16 protein-coding genes are annotated in these 17,513 nt (G+C 48.9%); 4 read left to right on the forward strand and 12 right to left on the reverse strand.

The window, feature by feature from the left end:
* Positions 1–6: 6 nt before the first annotated feature.
* From ACYX4J_RS15675 to ACYX4J_RS15700, 6 genes are all read right to left on the reverse strand, one after another.
* Complete coding sequence (locus ACYX4J_RS15675) at positions 7–663, reverse strand: glutathione S-transferase family protein (RefSeq protein ID WP_476177023.1); 657 nt, start codon at positions 661–663, stop codon at positions 7–9.
* 406 nt (positions 664–1,069) lie between these two features.
* Entirely contained in the window at positions 1,070–1,894 is an 825-nt protein-coding gene (locus tag ACYX4J_RS15680; RefSeq protein ID WP_444894624.1) for a right-handed parallel beta-helix repeat-containing protein, read from the reverse strand.
* 220 nt (positions 1,895–2,114) lie between these two features.
* Complete coding sequence (locus ACYX4J_RS15685) at positions 2,115–3,836, reverse strand: dipeptidyl-peptidase 3 family protein (RefSeq protein WP_444942422.1); 1,722 nt, start codon at positions 3,834–3,836, stop codon at positions 2,115–2,117.
* 66 nt (positions 3,837–3,902) lie between these two features.
* Positions 3,903–5,720 carry an ABCB family ABC transporter ATP-binding protein/permease gene (locus ACYX4J_RS15690; protein WP_476177024.1) on the reverse strand — a complete coding sequence of 606 codons (1,818 nt, stop codon included), beginning with the start codon at positions 5,718–5,720 and terminating at the stop codon, positions 3,903–3,905.
* A 225-nt stretch (positions 5,721–5,945) separates the two neighbouring features.
* The gene (locus ACYX4J_RS15695) at positions 5,946–6,857 is read right to left on the reverse strand and encodes an alpha/beta hydrolase (protein ID WP_476177025.1); all 912 of its coding nucleotides are present in this window, start codon (positions 6,855–6,857) and stop codon (positions 5,946–5,948) included.
* Between the two features lie 11 nt (positions 6,858–6,868).
* A complete protein-coding gene (locus tag ACYX4J_RS15700) occupies positions 6,869–7,246 on the reverse strand; it encodes a Cif family virulence factor (RefSeq protein ID WP_476177026.1) in 378 nt (125 codons plus the stop codon).
* Between the two features lie 111 nt (positions 7,247–7,357).
* Between ACYX4J_RS15700 and ACYX4J_RS15705 the strand changes: the two genes are divergently transcribed.
* Complete coding sequence (locus ACYX4J_RS15705; RefSeq protein ID WP_444906062.1) at positions 7,358–8,242, forward strand: LysR family transcriptional regulator; 885 nt, start codon at positions 7,358–7,360, stop codon at positions 8,240–8,242.
* Positions 8,243–8,526: 284 nt separating this feature from the next.
* Here the strand turns inward: ACYX4J_RS15705 and ACYX4J_RS15710 are convergent, their stop codons facing one another.
* A complete protein-coding gene (locus ACYX4J_RS15710; protein ID WP_413664818.1) occupies positions 8,527–8,820 on the reverse strand; it encodes a hypothetical protein in 294 nt (97 codons plus the stop codon).
* 396 nt (positions 8,821–9,216) lie between these two features.
* On the opposite strand from ACYX4J_RS15710, the gene ACYX4J_RS15715 reads away from it, so the two are divergent.
* Complete coding sequence (locus ACYX4J_RS15715) at positions 9,217–9,732, forward strand: nuclear transport factor 2 family protein (protein ID WP_444915836.1); 516 nt, start codon at positions 9,217–9,219, stop codon at positions 9,730–9,732.
* Positions 9,733–9,756: 24 nt separating this feature from the next.
* Here the strand turns inward: ACYX4J_RS15715 and ACYX4J_RS15720 are convergent, their stop codons facing one another.
* The 3 genes from ACYX4J_RS15720 to ACYX4J_RS15730 form a co-directional block, all read right to left on the reverse strand.
* Positions 9,757–10,368, reverse strand: a complete 612-nt coding sequence (locus tag ACYX4J_RS15720) for an NUDIX hydrolase (RefSeq protein ID WP_444915835.1) — start codon at positions 10,366–10,368, stop codon at positions 9,757–9,759.
* 134 nt (positions 10,369–10,502) lie between these two features.
* On the reverse strand, positions 10,503–13,676 hold the full coding sequence (locus ACYX4J_RS15725) for an efflux RND transporter permease subunit (protein ID WP_444915834.1): 3,174 nt from the start codon (positions 13,674–13,676) through the stop codon (positions 10,503–10,505).
* Positions 13,677–13,688: 12 nt separating this feature from the next.
* Positions 13,689–15,011 carry an efflux RND transporter periplasmic adaptor subunit gene (locus ACYX4J_RS15730; protein WP_413664814.1) on the reverse strand — a complete coding sequence of 441 codons (1,323 nt, stop codon included), beginning with the start codon at positions 15,009–15,011 and terminating at the stop codon, positions 13,689–13,691.
* 69 nt (positions 15,012–15,080) lie between these two features.
* Here ACYX4J_RS15730 and ACYX4J_RS15735 point away from each other — a divergent pair, with 69 nt between their 5' ends.
* Positions 15,081–15,620 carry an NUDIX hydrolase gene (locus tag ACYX4J_RS15735; protein ID WP_413664813.1) on the forward strand — a complete coding sequence of 180 codons (540 nt, stop codon included), beginning with the start codon at positions 15,081–15,083 and terminating at the stop codon, positions 15,618–15,620.
* A 48-nt stretch (positions 15,621–15,668) separates the two neighbouring features.
* Positions 15,669–16,208 (forward strand): DUF4124 domain-containing protein, encoded by a 540-nt coding sequence (locus ACYX4J_RS15740; RefSeq protein ID WP_413664812.1) that lies wholly within the window; start codon positions 15,669–15,671, stop codon positions 16,206–16,208.
* On the opposite strand, the gene ACYX4J_RS15745 is transcribed toward ACYX4J_RS15740, so the two are convergent.
* Together ACYX4J_RS15745 and trxA are read right to left on the reverse strand one after the other, a co-directional pair.
* A complete protein-coding gene (locus ACYX4J_RS15745) occupies positions 16,205–16,552 on the reverse strand; it encodes a YqfO family protein (RefSeq protein ID WP_413664811.1) in 348 nt (115 codons plus the stop codon). The two genes, ACYX4J_RS15740 and ACYX4J_RS15745, sit on opposite strands and share 4 nt — an antisense overlap.
* A gap of 72 nt (positions 16,553–16,624) precedes the next feature.
* Positions 16,625–17,479 (reverse strand): thioredoxin, encoded by an 855-nt coding sequence (trxA, locus tag ACYX4J_RS15750; RefSeq protein WP_413664810.1) that lies wholly within the window; start codon positions 17,477–17,479, stop codon positions 16,625–16,627.
* Positions 17,480–17,513: the final 34 nt, after the last annotated feature.

Here is a 17,513-nt window from a genome sequence, read left to right on the forward strand (position 1 = left end):
TAGTCCCTACCGATAATCCGACAGTACTACCGGCGGCAGTTCAGCGGCCTCTGACATCCACTCTTTTACGCTGTCACGCGCCAGCAACCGGTCTATCCACTGTTTAGTAAGCGGCCAGGGCTGCAAATTTGGGGCGTGGGAGAAAATTCTTATCACTGTTGGTACAAAGGCTAAATCTGCCAGGGACAAAGCACCCATCAAGTAAGGGCCACCACTTTGCTCAAGCTCTCCTTCCCAGGCGGCAAATAAGCGCTCCGCATCCATCTCTTCTTCGGGGGTCATTAGGCGTTTGTCGGGGTAAAATGCACTTTCAAAGGATAGGCGTGGACACAACCCGGACAACCCGGAATGTTGCCAGCTAAGCATGGCCCGGGCTCGGGCCCGCATCAATGGATCTTGAGGTAACAGTTCACCAGAGCCAATGTCATTGGCATATTCCATAATGGCCAAGGAATCAAAAATAATTATATCCCCCTCTTCCAGTACGGGTACTGATCTCGCAGGGGATAGCTCTCCTATACGCTGTAAATTCTGGAATCGCTGTGGCCGGCGAATATCTACAACCACTTCCTCAAATTGAACTTCCTGTTCACGCAATGCCAACCAAGCCCTAAAGGCCCAAGTGGATGCATTTTTAGTACCCGAGTACAGAACACGAGACATAATTAATCCATTGTTATAGTTGAATTATATTGATCAATTGGGAGCTTCACTTATACCGCTTAACCGCCAAACAATTAGAATATAGCATCAAATTTATTGTGCATTAACAGCACTACGATTCATAGCCATCAATGCCTCATCACAAACAGCTATTTTTTGAATCGCCTCACAAACTTAAAGAAAACCAAAAGGCGACTCAAGTTTAGGCTAACTCTCACTATTCAATTGAATCGCCTAATAGACACAACTTACTACTGGGGTGGAAGGAAAGACTACACCGTACTCGAGACACGCAGTGAATACATCCCTGTAAGCTCCTAATCGGCATCCATGCCTCATAGGGTCCCGAGCGCGGTGTAGTCTTTCCTTCTCCCTTTTTAGTAAGTTTCGCAAATCGCGAAAAAATTCAATCCAGGCAGCTTGGACTTTTAGTAATGGCATCATTAGCGTACCAAATGTTGGTGCCACTACAATCGGGATCAACCGTATCATATAAATCAAAGGAAAGATTAAGTTCAGAGAAATTTCCAGTTATGACATTATTAGTTGAATTCGTGAATTCCAAAACGATACCTCCACCATCATTACTTGATACTAAATTTTGGGAGATTATATTACTGGATGAGCCCTCGATTAGAATTCCTGCTCCACCATTGAATGTAGATATATTATTGAACACATTTGAAAAGCTATCATCTACCTGAATTCCATCAGAGACACTGAGCGATACAACACAAGAAGAGAGAGTATTAAAATCATCATCCATATCAACACCTACCCGACCACTATCAGTGATTATGCATCCACTAATATTGTTAAAGATACTGTCAATATCAATACCATCGTCAACACTACCAACTAGCTCAGTTCCGACGACCGTGTGATAACCCACACCGTCTATAAAAATATTGTCAAAACAATCATTAATGGCACCGCCAGTCAATACCGCACCTTGGCCCAGGATACGTATTCCAGCACCGCCAAATCCCGCACCTGTAGCACAGGTCACAGAAAAATCTCCCATACTCAAACTGCCTTCAGGACCAACTATCGTAAGGGCATCAGGCTCAGCAGCAGTAAGGTCACAGAGTAAATCCTGTGTAAGCACTTCGGCGGTTGTAATAACATCACCACAGGATACCTGAGCGGATACTACAAAAGAGTATGACGCTGTAAATAGCCCCATTACGCCTAATATTAATAACTTAATAACTGACTGCTTAATATCCATGTAAAACCTCTGTCAATATTGTATAAGAGTTGGAATTCCTAGCCTGGGATACAGACTGCCTCCTTAGTTTGGACGTGACTATTAATTCCGCCATAAGAAAAAGTACCTAAAGTACTAAGCTGCAATCAGCGGGGAAATAGCAAATCGAAGGGGGGGTAAATTTTCGGGGCACAAAAAAACCCGGCAGGCGCCGGGTTTTTTTAAACAAAAGGTAAGGAAATTACTTCAAACCAAGTACTTCTTTACCCTGAATAAAGGTAACGTCAACCGGAATATTGGCCTCAGCCAAGCGATCCAAATCAGCCTGCAGTTCAGGGCCAATTACGCCTTTAGTCTCCAGCAGTGATTTGGCTTCCTCGTAGTCACCATCACCCTGGATAGTAATGATTAAACGAGACAAGTTGGTCATCGCCTGTTGCATCTTTTCAAAATCAACGCTGTATTGACCAGTCTTGGGATCGCGAGTGAAGGCACCCTGCTCCTTAAAGTAGTTAAAGCGCATCATATTGGCTTTACCATGGGCACTGGCTGCACCAAAACGTACGCTGCGGAAAATACCCGCCAGGAAGGTAACATAGTTATCCATCAGCTGGCCTTCTTCCAGCTCACCTTTTTCATGCAAGCGGGTAACCATGTACAGACCGAGGATATCAGCCTTACCTTCTTCCAGGGCGGAAGAGGTTTCCTTCAAAGCCTGGCGAACATTATTTCCGCCCTCTACGGTCTTTTTAATTCCCAAACCGTGGGCCACTTCGTGGAACATGGTGTTGGCAAAGAAAGCCGGGAAGGTAATATTCTTGCGCTGATCTTCTGCAATCAATACATCGCTGATCGGCACCAGGATCTTGTCAAACTTGGCCTGCATTGCATTCTTCAGCTGCAAACGGCGAGTGCCTTTGGCCAGCTGTACTTCCTCATCATTGGGAAGGTTAATGGCAATAGTCTTGGAGCCCGCGTTACTGTGGCCAGCGTAGAAGAGTACATCGTAGGCATTCAAGTCTGAATCAGTACCGGGCTCTTCAGATTTGTATTTTTCCTCAACCGGCAAACCCTTCTGCAGCTCGGGCAGCAGAGCGGCAAACTTGGCCAGTTTTTTACTCCACTCTTTGTCTTTCAGCAGGACGTAGGACTCATAAGCGGTACGATAGGCAAACAACTGGTCTTCATAGTTTTCAATAGGACCAATAACCACATCGATATCATTCTCCTTCATATCCATCCAGGCCATATCACTGGGTCGGAAATTATCGGAGAGAAGTGCGTCGGCACGCATGGTGAGGTAGTTAGCAAATTCCTTGCTCTCAGCCAGTTCAGCTGCCTGGCGCAGAATGCTGGCTGCCTTATTCAGGTCCGCATTGTAGGCTTCGTTGTAAGGCACCAGTTCGAGACTGCCAGACTCATTGCGGCGTACCAGGGAGTACAAGCCGTCTTTTCCTGCCTGGTCCCATTTCTCGAACTCTTCGCGGGTCATATCCGCTGGGTAGAAGTTAGCACCCAGGGGCTTATCTCCATAACCAACAATAAACGGCTTATTGTCGTTAAGGCGGTCCCAGGGGCCATAGTTGATATCGGCAAACTTACGAGCGCGGTTGTCTTCAATATCCGGCAGCAATTCCTCCGCCGGGCCGTAGGATTGCAACCAGAACAGGCGATCCATAATCTGGCTGGCATCAATCAGCAGGCCAATCATTTTGCGCTGGTTGTCGGAGAGACCGCTTAGATTTGCAGTGAGCTCAACCGGTACATAGATATCAAAACGCTTATCCGCATCTTCTACCTTTTGGCCTGAGGGCACAGGTACAGTCTTGGACTCTACAATCTGAGCCTCAGCTTCCGCTTTGGCAACTTCTTCGGGCTGCTGCTCTTTTTTGGAACAAGCGCCAACAAGGGCCAGTGCCAACACTGCTGCCGCTATCTTGGTAGCCTGAAAAGGAATGGTCATATCGCTCTGCCTATCATTTTTTTGTATCGGCGCCACATTAGTCTGGCTGTAGGGATTTATCAACCGTCATGGCGTAGGCACCTCGGCCGCCTGGGTCTCAGTTCCACGCTCCTGTTGCTGCATACGCCAGAGGGCCGCGTAGTGTCCGTCAGCCTGCATCAATTCCCGGTGGGCTCCCTGCTCGACTATTCCGCCCTGATCCATTACCAGAATGCAGTCTGCATCCACAATTGTGGAGAGGCGGTGAGCGATCACTAACGATGTCTGCTCGCGGGCAATATCCTGCAGGGATGCCACTATGCCCTGCTCAGAGTGGCTGTCGAGAGATGAGGTCGCTTCGTCAAAGATCATAATCGGAGGCTTTTTCAACAGGGCCCGAGCGATAGCAACCCGCTGCTTTTCCCCTCCGGACAATTTGAGCCCCCGCTCCCCCACCAGGGTATCGGCTCCCTCTGGCAGCTGCTGAACAAAGCCTTCCAGCTGAGCGTGACGGATCGCCTCATCCACCTCAGTATCTGAGGCATCTACACGTCCGTAACGCACGTTCTCCCGGATCGACTGGTTGAACAACACTGCATCCTGAGGCACAACACCAATAGCCCTGCGCAGCGACTCCTGGGAAACACTGCGAATATCCTGGCCATCAATGGAAATGGAACCGCTGTTAGTGTCATAAAAACGAAACAGGAGCTTAAAGAGGGTGGACTTACCTGCACCGCTAGCGCCAACAATTGCCACTTTTTGCCGTGGTTCCACAGCAAAGCTGATACCTTTGAGGATCTGGCGATTATCTTTATAGCCAAACTGGACGTTATCAAACTCAATTCGGCCCTCCATCACAGTGAGGGGAGCCGCCTGGGGAAGATCTTCCACAGCAGGTTTTACCGCCAGTAAAGAGAACATCTTCTCAATATTTGCCAGTGCCCCTTTCATCTCCCGGTACACAAAGCCGAGGAAATTTAGCGGTATAAAGATCTGCATCATAAAGGCATTCACCAATACGAAGTCACCGATGGTCATAGTGCCTTTGGTGACTCCTACCGCGGCAAGAACCATTGCTGCACACATTGCGCTGGCAATAATCAGCGCCTGGCCACTATTTAGGCCAAACAGGGACAGCCTGTTCTTACGCCGGGCCTTCTCCCAACTGGCCAGCTCCCGGTCATAGTGACCGGATTCATGTCGCTCATTGGCAAAGTACTTAACCGTCTCATAGTTGAGCAGACTATCAACTGCACGACTGCTGGCCTGTGACTCCGCCTCATTCAACTCCCTGACAAAGCGCGTACGCCATTCAGTGGCTACCACTGAAAAGCCGATATAAATAATCACTGCGGCCAACACTAATAGCGCAAATAACCCGCTGTAATTCCACCAGAGCAATCCCGCCACCATGGCTATCTCTACCAGCGTGGGTACGATATTGAAGACCATAAACCGCATCAGGAACCCGATGCCGCTATTGCCCCGCTCAATATCCCGAGAGAGCCCGCCGGTACGGCGGTTCAGGTGAAAATCCAGGTCCAGCTTGTGCAAATGCTGGAACACTTCCAACCCGATCCGGCGCTGGGCCCGCTCGGTGACACGGCCAAAAATCGTGTCTCGCAGCTCGCCAAACAGAGTGCTGGAGAGGCGCACAGCCCCATAGGCCAACAGCAGCCCCAAAGGTAATGCCACTGCCTGGGCCAGGCCCCCAGCACTATCCAGGTCATCGACAATATGTTTGAGCAAAAATGGCAGGGTAACACCCGCAACCTTGGCGCCAATCAAGCAGAGGATCGCCAAGACTACGGCGCGACGGAACTCCAATAGGTAGGGGAAGAGGGTTTTGAGTGCACCCCAGTGCACCTCATCCAAAGAGACAGTGGATTTGGGTCTCGGCATAATCTATCCAGGAGGAGAAAACAGGCGCCCATTATAATTCGTCAATAGAACTTATATAGACGCTTGTCTCTAAAGCGCCGCCTCAAAGTAATACCTAGAAGCACCTATCCTCACACCCCTCTGGCAGGCCGTGACACTAATGATTTCGTCAAGGCTACAGCTTAAGCCACCAAATCACAAAACATCATTGCAGACCTGCCTAAGACACAAAGCAATAAATCGTTGCTAGTCTTTCATATGCTCCAGCATATAAGTTAAAACTTCGTCACGGTCATCTACCAACTTTTCTATCAGGTCAAGATGATCCCGATTGTTCGCTAATTTGAAATAACAGGGGTTATCCATTTTTAGCATTTTCTCCTGATACTCTTTCGTCTGCCGAAAAAACTCTGGCGTATCAAATTCAGGCACAATTAAATGTAGCGGGCATTCAGTTGTGTCAATACCAGGCTCTACCAGCTGGGGGCTTACCTTTTCGGCGGATTCCATCGACATATTAATGGCGTCATTGACAAAACTATTAACCAGTGGGCGAATGTCAAATAGTCCCGCTAGGGAAAATGCACCTTTAAACTTACTTTGAGCAGATGCCGGTACGCCAAATTGACTCCAGTCCGTCTGATGCAGCAGTGCTACCAGTTGGCCACCTGCCGAATGCCCTACGATGTAGACAGATGGAGCCCCTTTTTCATCGGCCTCTTTCAGCACGCTCGCCACTGCCCACTGTACCTGCGAGACAATAGACTCCATAGGAGTATCATTTTCCCAATCCGGGGCCATATGGTAACCCGGCATATAGACCGCAAACCCCTCTTTATTAAAAGGCTCGGCCAGAAAAGAAAACTGCTCTTTTGAAAACCACTGCCACCAGCCACCGTGAATATAAATTACGACCGGTGCATCCTCAGCAACTTCGTCTGACCTGAAAACATCCATCGAGCCAGCTAAATCACCTTCCCCAAAATTGACAGTTTGCAAACCACCCTTAATCGCGTTGCGATATGCCGAGCTACGACTGCCAGTAAACTCAGCATGAGAAGGCAGCAGCAGATCGGTTGGAAGGCGGCGGGTCCACAACGTAGGGTTATATTGCTCGTCCGTTTTCTCACGGGTAAAGCTATTCCAAAATTCACTCACGGCTAGCACCCTTACTTTTCGCTAGGATTTATAGCTTCGAACTGGTCATCACGCAGTAGCATAGTTCCGTCCTCCTGAAGGACCCAGAGTTCACGAGTAATGACACCTTCTGCGTTGTTCATTTTCCAATTACTTGAGAGTACGGTTGAGACTTCATCCACTACTTCAATTTTTGCGCCAATATAGGTCACATCTACAAAACCCTGATCTACCAGATTTTGCCAGAAAGCTTGTATATTCTTTCGACCTTCGAACAGACCAAAGGGTTTGGCAGTCATCTGAGCCCGCTCTTCATACATGGATGCACACCCAGCTGCATTGCCACTATTGAAGTAAGACTTCCACTGTTCACTGGCAGCTTTTGTTTTCTCAATCAGAATGTCGCTCATATCAAAATCCTCTTCTGTAATAGGTAACGACCTTGTGCCTATAGATTGCCCCATGGCCATGGTTGTGATAAACATCCATTAATTGATATTAGTGTTTAGGAAAATTAAACAATGAAGCCAAGCCTGGAGGATATGCAGGTATTCCTAGCTGTTGTAGAGGCGCGCAGCTTCACACTGGCAGCCGACCGCCTGGAGCGCACCAAATCGGCAGTAAGCCAAGCAGTTACCCGGTTGGAGTCTGATATCGGCACCCGCTTGCTTTACCGCAGTACCCGCTCCCTATCTCTCACCGAGGCCGGCTCAGAGTTTTACGCCCATTGCCGGGAGATCAAAGATATTTATAACTCAGCAATAGCGGGTCTTAGGAATAGCGGTGACAAATTGGCGGGCTCCCTATCGGTAACAGCGCCTCACGCACTGTGCGAGCCAGTAATTATTCCTGCAATCATTAAGCTGGCCGAGCAGCACCCGCAACTGAGAATCAGGCTGTTAGCCAATGACTCCCCCATGGATTTGATTGAATCGCAGGTAGACCTGGCCATTCGCGTAGGCAGTCTTGCACTTCAATCGGCTAAAGTTTCAAAGTTAGGATTGTTAGGAGAAAGCCTCTACGCCAGCCCGCAGCTTATTGAAAAGCTATGTGGCATTCCCTCAGACCTTACTGAACTACAAAATTGGCCGCATATCGCTAATGATTGGCAGGGCATGCCATTAAAGTATGAATTGAAAAATGGGATTCAGGTAAAGGCCACGCCTAAGGTTCGCTGTAACTCCTTACACGATATAGTACAGTTAACCGAAGCCGGAATTGGGATTGCCAGGTTGCCCGATATTATCGCTCGAAAAAAAGTGGATACCGGCACACTTTGCCCTATAACATCTGTTGCCGCTGCGCCCATCCATTATATGCATCTGTTTTCCAAAAGGCCGCCAACAAAAGTACAGACTTTTATTAAGGCTATTAAATCCCAATTGCAAACCTGTAGTAAAAATTAATGGTAGAGAAAGGTTTAGTCTATTTATAACTATCAAGCTAACCTCATAGCAGCCCAAATAGACCTGCATTTGAAACTTTAGAAATTCACTCTATCGGGAGCTACCTGCAGCCTGTTAACTCAATGGGTACAAAGGGGGGGTACCCATTTAACAAAGAAATGCAAAGATGAATTGGTGGTATAGGCTGAATAGATATTTTACCAGGCAACTCCATATTTAAATGACCAGAGCTGCAAGCTCCAGTCATTTAAACAACTGAGTTCTAACCCAGCCTTCAATTCCAATCAATTGCAGCGGAAATACTTAAACGTAGAATCCTGGGTATAACGCACTAGTACCTTTCCGCCAGATGTCAGAGAGTACACCTCCTCTGACTTCCAAGCTTCTCCTTCACCTTGCATATTGAAAACCAGATGAAGATTGCCATCACTTTGGCTAGCAGACATCAACTGGCCTGAAGACTCCGTAAATTGAATACGACTACCTGCCAGAGTCATCGAGTCGGCCGATGAAGAAGCGTTACAGGATTCCTCGGTTCCAGCCCATTGTCCCTGATACTTAGGAGGTACAGTGGACATTGCACAAGCCTGGATTAATCCGATTCCCAGCAACACACAGAAAAAAGAGAGAGATCTCATTCAAGCAATCCAATAACGTATATAATAAGAAAAATTAAGGATATAAGAACCTTACAGTATATCTAGTACTTACGTCTCAAATAAATCCCACCATTAGCTAAAACCGTGAAATAGTCACCAAACGACAAAGGATTTTAGGGCTTGGTATTGCTTCACTTTACACAAACAAACACTTCCCAATTTTATTAATAATTCTCTCAAGGTTACTTACAGGATTCCGGGTTAGATAACAGGTTTTGATTAATACTCAATTAATATCCTAGGTGCGCCCCCAAAAACCATCACTAGAAACTATCCTCTTCAATAGCTACTGGCGATAAAGGTCAAGGTGAAGAAATGGATGAGATTCAACAGCTAAAAGATCGACTAGCGATTAGTGATCTACTCGCCCGTTATACATTAACTATCGACAGCAATGATGCCCGAGGCTGGGCCTCATTATTTACACCCAATGGCCGATTTGAGCATGGCAATATTATGATTCGGGGAAGAGAAAAACTGGAGCGCTACGCAGCGGTTCACAGCAAGTTGGGAAGCCGGCATATTACAAGCTCCCCCCTACATTTTATTTCTGAAGATGGGCAATCCGCCTCAGGGAAAGCAACGACCGTAGAAATCATAGCAACACGATCCGGCTATCGCATTTCTGCTGTTGGAGAGTACCGGGACAAACTCGTTAAAGTCGATGACAACTGGTTAATCGAATGTCGACGAGGAGAAGAAGTTAAACTTCCTGAAGCCCCTGATTTCCCAATCCTCAGCGCCGATCCCGATGCCGGAAAAATAATGAAAATACTAATCGATGCTTGGGATGACTTAGGTGAGCCGATACCAGGGCTTCCCAAAAAATAAAAAAATTCTAATTAGTAAGCCGAGCTAATTAAGTGCACGCAGCGGCACATCATCGCGGCGCCCTATTGATGCCCCTAATATTTTTACTAAAAATTCGGTTAATACCCCTGCAGTAAAGCCCCAAATTTCGAAGTCTTCATACATATACGCCGGAAGGTATATTTCCTGGTTATCAATAATAATACGATCAGTGCGAATACGCGGGTCTGCAAGAAAGAAAGACAGGGGGACTCGAAATACTGCATCCAATTCTCCTGGGTTTGGGAATAATTGGATATCCGGTGAAATTATCCCTACCCAAGGGGTCACATGTACCTGCCAGCGGGTAGTCCGCGGCCAAAGGGGGCCGAGTACGCGTACGTCATCCATAGGTAGGCTGACTTCTTCTTCCGCCTCACGCAAGGCGGTAAATTGAAGCGATGGGTCCGTGGCATCCCAGCGCCCCCCAGGGAGAGAAACTTCACCGGAATGTGTAGAGAGATTTGCAGAGCGCTTAGTTAGAATTACTTGTGGGTCCGGCTCTTCTGTCAGGGCAATCAGTACTGCGGCATGGCCTTGCAGGTCAGGTCCTGCCGGAACCCTTGCTTCCAAGTCCTCAATTTGCCCTACGATTTTCTGTTCAATAATCTCTAGCATAAATCTGTGCCCTGCCCCGATCGCTGCGGGGGCTCCATAACATTCATCATACCGTTTTTCAGCGGTAACACTGAGCGATATGCCACAATATCCATTTGTGACTTACCACCCTACCACACAATCAACAGATTGGCTCAGGTGGATTCAGACCCACCATTCGCGGTCTTATCCTCATTAATTTTGGGGGTATAGCCCCCTTTCAGCTTTTCCCGCACCGTTTGCACCAAGGCGTAATACACAGGCACTAGCAAAGTGGCGAAGAGACTCGCAGCCAACATACCGCCAAAGACCACCAGCCCCAGGGAAACCCGGCTCACTGCGCCAGCACCGGTGGCGACCAGTAGTGGAATTACCCCTAAAATAAAGGACATGGCCGTCATTAATACCGCGCGGAATCGCAGGCGCGTAGCCGATAGAGCCGCATCCGCAATAGACCGCCCCTTATCGCGTTCCACGCAGGCAAACTCTACTATCAGAATCGCACTCTTTGCTGCCATCCCAATCAGTAATACCAAGCCGATCTGCGTATAGAGATTGTTGATGGACCCCGCGATAAATACCGTAAACATAGCGCCACCAATCGCAATGGGGACGCACAACATCACTGCAAAGGGGATAGTCCAGCTCTCATATTGGGCGACCAAAAACAAGTAGACAAATATAACGGCCAAAGAGAACAGGATTGGGGCCAGATTACCCGCGGTCACCTCCTGTAAGCTGATGCCCGTCCATTCGTATCCATAACCTTCTGGCAACTTTGATGCCAAGTCTTCCATAGCATCCATCGCCTGGCCACTGGAATACCCCGGTGCCGGTGATCCATTGATAGTGACGCTGTTATATAAGTTGTAACGGGTTATTGTTTGTGGCGCGACCACCGGGGTAATAGTTGAGATAGAAGTCAGCGGTACCAAACCGCCACTATTGGCACGAACATAAAAGCCAGCCAGATTTTCCTCTTTATCGCGAAATTGAGCATCGGCCTGAGCGATTACACGAAAGACCTTTCCATATAGGTTAAAGTCATTGATGTAATAGCCACCCAAAAAGGTTTGCAACGTTAAATACACATCCGGCAGGGGGACCCCAAGCACATGCGATTTTTCTTTATCTACTTTTAATTCAAGCTGCGGTGTAGCGGCCTGAAAACTGGTAAAGGCCTGGGAGATTTCACTGCGCTGATTGGCATTGCCCAGCAGGTCAAACAAGACCTGTGACAATTCAGTAATACTGCGCCCCTGTAGATCTTCGAGTACAAATTCAAATCCACCAACAGTGCCAATACCTGGAAGTGGTGGAATGACAAACGGCAGCACTTGCGCATCGGGAATTGCAGATAATTTTTTCTGTACCCGATCCATAATGGCAAACTGGCTATCTTCCCTATTCGTGCGGTCATCCCAGGGTTTTAGCACAGCAAACATCATTGCCGTGTTGGAAGAAACACTGCTGGTAAGCAGGTTGTAACCGGGCACACCAACCACATGAGCCATACCTGGCTCTTCCATTAGAACATCGGTCACTTGATTGACAATGGGTCCGGTTCGCTCCAGGGAAGATCCATCAGGCAACTGCACGTGCAACATAAACGTGCCCTGATCTTCATCGGGAATAAAACCGGTGGGGATTCGGGTAAAGAGCAAATAACAGAATAATAAAATCAGAATAATTGAGGCGATACCGATAAGCGGTATTTTGATACAAGCCCTCACCATTCCCACATAAAAACCTGTAGAAATATGCAGAGCTTTATTAAAGAAACCAAAAATACCGGTCTCCTTAATACCGGCAACTTCCCCGTCTTTACTCGGCTTTAACAAGCTGGCACAGAGAGCCGGACTTAGTGTCAGTGCATTCAGGGAGGAAATGGCCACCGCCATTGAAATGGTGACAGCAAACTGCTGATACATTTTTCCCGTAATTCCCGGCATCAACATTACCGGGACAAAAACTGCAAACAAAACAAGGGTCGTAGCAATAACGGGGCCGGTAACTTCACGCATGGATTCCAGCGCGGCTTCCTTTGGCGGGAGGCCATCAGCCATTAACCGCTGGGTGTTTTCCACCACGATAATCGCATCATCTACCACTATGCCGATCGCAAGGATTAAGGCAAACAATGTGATGGTGTTAATCGTCATCCCAAATGCCAGCATTAAGGCAAAGGTGCCTATCAGGGATACGGGAATAGCAATGGCTGGTACCAGCGTAGAGCGCCAATCCTGCAGAAACAAAAAAACCACCAGGATTACCAGTATCAGGGCAATAATCAGTGTTTCCACAACCTCTTTAATTGAGGCCTCTACAAATAATGTGGTGTCGTAGAGAATCTCCGCTTCCAGCCCATCCGGGAAGCGCTTCGACAACTCAGCAACCTTGGCCTTTATGCCATCGGCCACTTCGATCGCATTTGCCTCGGGCAGCTGGTACACCCCTATCACTGCTGAAGCCTGGTTATCCAATTGCCCATAGGAAGAGTAAGATTCACTTCCCAGCTCCACCCTCGCCACATCCCTGACTTTTACCATGGCCCCATCGGGCTTGGCGCGGATGGTGATGTCCTCAAATTCGCTGGGAGATACCAAGCGCCCCTGCACCAAAATATTGTATTGGAACTGCTGATCTTGGCGGATCGGTGGCGCCCCGATCTGACCGGCGGCTACCTCTACGTTCTGTGCCTGCACAGCAGAGATAACATCCTGGGCGGTCACATCTAACGAGGCCATCCGGTTGGGGTCGAGCCAGAGGCGCATGGCGTAATTGCGCGAGCCAAAAATAACAACACTGCTCACCCCCAGCACCCGCGCCAATTCATCTTTTAAATAAATCTCGGCGTAATTTGCCAGAAATAATTCATCAAACTTTTCATCTGGGGAGAACAAATTGACTACTAGTAACAGCGTGGTGCTCTGCTTGGAAACTACCACCCCATCTCTTTTCACATCCTCAGGTAGCTGGGGAGTGGCCTGCTCCACCCGGTTCTGAACATTAACCTGGGCGATGTCATCGTCGTAGCCAGGCTTGAATGTCACCGTGAGACTGTAGGAGCCATCATTGCCACTGGTGGAAGACATATAATCCATGCCCTCCACACCATTAACTTGCGACTCAATCGGCACAGCCACACTATCGCGCACTACTTCGGCGCTGGCACCGGCAAACGTGGCGGCGACATTGATGGTCGGTGGCGTTATTTCAGGGAATTGCGACACCGGTAATTGTGGCAAGGAGAGTATCCCAGCGAGGGTGATCAATATGGAAATAACAAAGGCGAATCGTGGCCGCCGGATACAAAAGGCGCTAATCATGGGCAGCGACAGCTATTTGTAGTCATCGTCATGCCCCTCAGATTCAGGGCTTGCTGGTGCCGCTTCCCCATCAATTACCGGTAGTTCTCTCTCCCCTTGACTGTCTGTAGAGCCAGATTTCGCCGCAGAACTACTACTTTGCTCAGCGGGAGGGGCTGGTGGCGCTTCAACATCGTAGGGGTTTCTAGGGGTGTTTTGCGGCGTCACCGGCTTCCCTGCGACAACCCTCTGTAAACCATTAACGATTACAGATTCACCGGCGACAAGCCCGCGATCTACAGCCCACAACTCCCCTTCCCTCTGCCCCAAGGTCAGGTAGCGCTTCTCCGCAATATTATCTTTGCCCAAAACAAAGACATAACGCCCCTGCATATCCTCCATGACCGCTGACTGGGGTACCAGCGGCCTCAGGGCGTCATTGCCGGTGTAGACGCTTATGGAAACTCGGGCAAACTGGCCCTGTACTAATAGTTGGCCTGGATTGGGAAACAGGGAGCGCACCGCTACCGATCCGGTATTGGGATCGATCTGATTATCGATAAATACGATTTTGCCCTTATGGGGGTAGTAATTGCCGTCGGGTAACTCAATGCGGACATCCAGGCGAGTGGGACTTAAACCCTCTCGCTGCCGCCGCTGGGAATCCACCTGCACCGCATAAAGTTGCTCTTCTGGCACTTCAAAGAGCACATAAATGGGATCCATTTTTACTATGGTGGCCAGGGGATCGGTGCTTGGCCCTACCAGGGAACCCACTGGAAATTCTGTACGCCCGATTCTTCCAGTGAGTGGCGCGTAAACTTTGGTATAAGAAAGATCCAGCTCAGCGCTTTGAACTTTGGCGCGATTGGCATCGACTTGGGATTCCGCTTCCTCAAAATTACCTTCAAGCTCATCCATCTGTACCTGACTGATAGCCCCTGTGGCCACCAAACGTCGGCCACGCTGGAAGTTCCGTTCAGCAACTCTCAGGGAGGCTTGGGATTGTTCCAGAGTGGCGCGCTGATTCGCCAGTTCGGCAATAAAAGGGCGCGGGTCAATTTCAAACAGTAACTGCCCTTTCTGGACGGTTTCCCCCTCGGTAAAATTGCGACTCTGGATATATCCTTGTACACGTGGGCGGACTTGATATTCATCAGTTGCCTCTACCCGTCCGACGAATTCAAAGCGGGGGATAACAGGCTCCTCCCTAACAACCAGTACTTCTACTGGCGGGGGAGGTGGCGCCTTTTCCTCTTCGCCTTTACCACCACAGGCGCAAAGGGCAAGGAGCGCTAGTCCGAGCAGAAAAAAACGCGCCATCGCAGGGTAGATACCGCCTTTATACTTCAACATCACTAACAACTATAGGCGTCAACCGGTCCGGAAGCTGGCGCTCAAATCTCGCATGGGTATACTGACGCCATGAAATTTTGCAGCCAATGCGGCAGTAACGCCGTAACACTTTCCATTCCCAAGGGCGATGACCGCCCCCGCCACATCTGTGGCAGTTGCGGCGCCATTTACTACATCAACCCCCGTGTTATTGTCGGGGTTGTCCCTTACGTTGGCGACAAGGTGATGCTGTGCAAGCGCGCCATACAGCCGCGCCTGGGGCTCTGGACTCTGCCTGCCGGGTTTATGGAGAGTGGCGAAACTAGCGAAGAGGGCGCCTTGCGAGAGTCCTGGGAGGAAGCCCGGGCCAGTATCCGCGTGGACGAGCTCTACTCCGTCTACGATATTCCCCATATCAATCAGGTCTACATGATGTACCGGGGTGAATTGACCGATATGAATTTCGGACCCGGGCCTGAATCGCTCGAAGTTGAGCTATTTCGCGAAGACGAAATTCCCTGGAGGGAGATTGCATTTCCCATCATGCACCGCACTTTGGAGCACTATTTCGAAGATACCCGTATCGGGCAATACCAGTTACACCGCGGTGTCATCAATCGAAAGCTGTAAACCACTTTACTTAGTTAGTTAATGACCCTGCATTAAAAGGATGTTTGCATGAAATACTTTCCAATGCTCGGTGCCTTGTTACTGGTAGGCATTGTCCTGCCTATGATCTTACCGGGCCCAGATGGCAAACCCATTATGTCACCCTCCGACTGGCTGCCACAAAAACCGGATATTTCAGCGATTCGCGAAACCGGTGAGCGAGCTATGCAAAGTGTGCGCGAAACCACCCAGGAATCAGTGTCAAAAATTGAAGAGTTGGCAACTTCCAGCGGGCTTGTATCTCAAGGGGATTCTGACAAGCAAACATCTGAGGTTTTTACCTGGAAAGATAAAGATGGGAACTGGCACTTCTCAGACACCGTGCCGGAGGGGTTGGATTCTCACGTGCGTATTCACCGCGTCAAGCCTCTAAATACAGTCACTGCCAATGACCCTATTGAGTTGAGATCCGACTCGATCGTTGAAGACAGTAGCCCCGCCGAAAATAAACTGCCGACCCATCACACCAGTGTTTCAAAATTACTGGAAGATGCGAAAGCGATCGAGCAAAAAAGCCACGAACGACAAAAGGTACTCGATAGCCTTTAAGAGACCTCTGCTTTATTTAAGCCGGCACTACTGCAGCGATCATCCAATCGCCAGAGGTCAAACGCCGGTTCTTCATAGGGGTGGGCTGCTCGCATTGCATTGAGAGCAGCATCCACCAGCTCATCGGCACAGACCATCTCCACACGGTATTCCATTACAGTCTCGACCTGTCCCGACTGACCAATAAATGGCTGACTCCCATCCAGCGGCCTGAACTGCCCCTCTCCCAGGACTTGCCAACAACAACTATCGTAGTCACCAATACGCCCAGCCCCCACGGAAAATAGCGCTTGCTTTACCGCTTCCAAGTGAGACTCGGGAATATAAACACATAGCTTATACATAAATAATCGTCCTTCTCTCCCCCAAAAACAAAGAGGCCTCTTGGGCCCCTTTGTTTACCGGTAAAGTATTTTTTAAAACATCATAGTCATTAACTTGCGCTGGTACTGAGTGGCAACAGGGTCGCCAGCACCCAAACTTTTTACAATATCCAGGAACGTCTGCTTGGCAGCACCATCGGCAAAGCCCATGTCTTTACGCAAAATATCCAGCAATAATTCCAATGCTTCTTCATGGCGGTTGGCCTGACTGTACTGTACGGCCAATTGATAAGCAGAATCGCTATCCGCAGGGTTTTCTTCCAGCGCCTTTTGCAGAGCCTGAATTTCTGGAGTTTCCGCTGCCTGTTGCTTCAGCTCCAATTGAGCCATCAGCTGCTGGTATTCCGCATCCTGATCTGCCAGCAGAATTTTACTGAGCACAGTCTCCGCTTCCTGGGCACGGTTTTGGTCGAGCAGGATAGCAGCCAGTTGCTTGGCGATATCAGTGCGTTCAGACGATTCCGTATAAGCCTGACGCAACAGAGGCAGAGCTTCCGCCACTTTATCTTCACCGATTAACGCCTGTGCCTGCTGCAACTTTATGTCCCAGGGTTTTGGTAGATACTTATCCAGCATCTCACGAATCTGTGTCTCTGGCTGCACACCGGCAAAGCCATCTACCGGCTGGCCATCTTTTAAAACCATTACCGTGGGCAAACTGCGTACACCCAGCTGACCCGCCAGCATTTGCTCGGTATCTGCATTGACCTTGGCCAATAAAAACTGACCGCTATACTCATTGGCCAGTTTTTCCAACACCGGCATCAACTGCTTGCACGGCTCACACCAATCGGCCCAAAAGTCCACCACTACCGGGCGCTTCATGGACTCTTCAATCAGAATTTGCTGGGCGTTCTCTGCCGTTACATCGACAATAAATTCGTTCACATCCTCTCCTAGACTAAATCTGGGTATTTCTATT

This window comes from Microbulbifer sp. ABM4_008 (genome assembly GCF_056311705.1).